The 1,878-nt window shown below is 53.3% G+C and carries 2 protein-coding genes; one reads left to right on the forward strand and one right to left on the reverse strand.

What is annotated here, in order from left to right; translation table 11 throughout:
* On the forward strand, nucleotides 1–476 hold a 476-nt coding region (locus tag QZ197_RS13560), incomplete at its 5' end, for an O-antigen ligase family protein (RefSeq protein ID WP_296432639.1).
* A gap of 348 nt (nucleotides 477–824) precedes the next feature.
* Here QZ197_RS13560 and QZ197_RS13565 read toward each other — a convergent pair.
* Nucleotides 825–1,871, reverse strand: coding sequence for a TRAP transporter substrate-binding protein (locus tag QZ197_RS13565; RefSeq protein WP_296432655.1), 1,047 nt, complete (start codon nucleotides 1,869–1,871; stop codon nucleotides 825–827).
* Nucleotides 1,872–1,878: the final 7 nt, after the last annotated feature.

The raw sequence follows: 1,878 nt of genomic DNA on the forward strand, positions 1-1,878 counted from the left end.
CCGCCATATCCCTTCTTTTGTACTTGCCGGGCAGCTCATACGGCATATTTGCCAGAATTAACCAAACTCTTGGGGCGGAGAATATTGCGGCGGCAAGCTCTGGGCGCACAGAGATATGGCGCAATATTATTTCATACATATCAGAACGACCATTTATCGGGTATGGATATTTACCCCACAAAAGCCTCGAAGGCTTGAGCCACGGTAGTGCGCATAACATCATATTGGAATTTTGGCTTGGGTTTGGCCTCGTTCTCGGAACAGTAGTTGTCATTTTCGGGATCGTGCTGTGGACAATGGCATTTGCGTTTTTTCGGAAGGCAAATGACCATTATGTTGCAGCACTGTTTTGCGTGGTGACAACCCTTCTGGCGTACAGCATGATTTCCGGGCCGTATGCCAGAACGTTTCCTTTGCTTCTTTTTGCAGTATCACTTGGCGTTATTATGGGTCTCCGGTCCTCAAAGATTAGCTGATCAAGTGACAGCAATTGGACGCAGGGCCCATCAACTGCTGAGAGGCTAGCCTACCCGCAAGGATCATAGCGCCCGACGTTCGTGGTCATATCCTGCAATCTTTGACATCCGGATAAAGAACCAATGGTGCAGTTCCGTTCGTATTCTTCAAAGTTCAGTGTATCGCCTGACGGTGACAACATGCCAGCGTAACTGCGTTGGCAACGAGTGCGGCACTGTTAGAGTACGGAACCGATGTGAACAGATGCCAATTAGCCGTGATGTCGCAGAAGCCATGAAAAAGCAGCCACGCGAGTCCACACGGCTGCTAGCTCAGCTTATCTTTGTCATTTTGTGCAGACCCACCACTTATTCAGCGGGTGCGCTGTTTTGTGTCACAGCCGCCTGTGCCGCTGCAACCAACGCGGCGCCGTCATAGCCCTTTGCGTCCATTTCGGCGATCCAAGCGTCGGTCACTTCGGTCCCGATGGTGATGATCCGGGTTGTTTCTTCTACGGAGAGTTCTGCAATGGTATTGCCACCGGCAGCCATCAGGTCGCGCCCCACCACATCACCGGTATCATGCGCGCGGCCGGCCCATTTGCTGGCCATCATACCGGAGTTCGCATCGATGATTGCGCGCAGATCGTCAGGCATCCCCTCATAGACATCCTTGTTCATCGCCCAGATGAAATAGAGGTTATAAAGCGCCTGATTTCCCGCCACATCGGTATGGCTGTCAGTCAGTTCATCTAGCTTAAGTGATGGGGACATTTCCCAGGTGATCACACCGCCATCAACGACACCACGCGATAAGGCTTCGGGGAATTGCGGGACGGGCATGCCAATAGGTGTCGCGCCCAGTTCTTCGAGCAACAGCGTCGCCGGACGTGACGGACCGCGCAATTTCAAACCAGCAAAATCTTCGACTGTTTCGATAGGCGCGCCGCGTTTGTGCACGATCCCGGGGCCATGCATATGGGCCGCTATCACATGTACATCCGCGAAATCGTCCATGAGGTAGTCTTGGGTGAACTGCCATGCCGCTGCACTGGCTTCTTCGCCGGATTTAGTGGTCATAAACGGCAGTTCCATCGCTTCTGCCTCGGGGAAGCGATTTGGCTGATAGCCGGGAATGACCCAGCCGCCATCAATCGCGCCGTCGCGGATCAGGTCAAACTGACTGGGGGCAGAACCACCCAGCTGCATGAACGGATACAGTTCGACCTTGATACGCCCGTTTGACTGGGCCTCGATAGTGTCAGCCCATGGCTGCATGAAATATGTGGGGTTTGCGCTGGCGGGCGACACAAAGTGCTGAAAGCGAAGTGTGACCTCCTGAGCGAAGGCAGAAGTGGCTGACAATCCAAGAGCGACAGTCAAAGCGGCAGGTTTCAAGATGTGCATAAGATGCATCCTTTTT

Origin of the sequence: Yoonia sp., assembly GCF_017854415.1 — a bacterium.
Taxonomy (GTDB): Bacteria; Pseudomonadota; Alphaproteobacteria; order Rhodobacterales; family Rhodobacteraceae; genus Yoonia.

What these genes read in the sequence shown, in the direction of transcription:
- QZ197_RS13565 (WP_296432655.1), bottom strand. Translation starts at nt 1,871, where the DNA reads ATGCATCTTATGCACATCTTGAAACCTGCCGCTTTGACTGTCGCTCTT.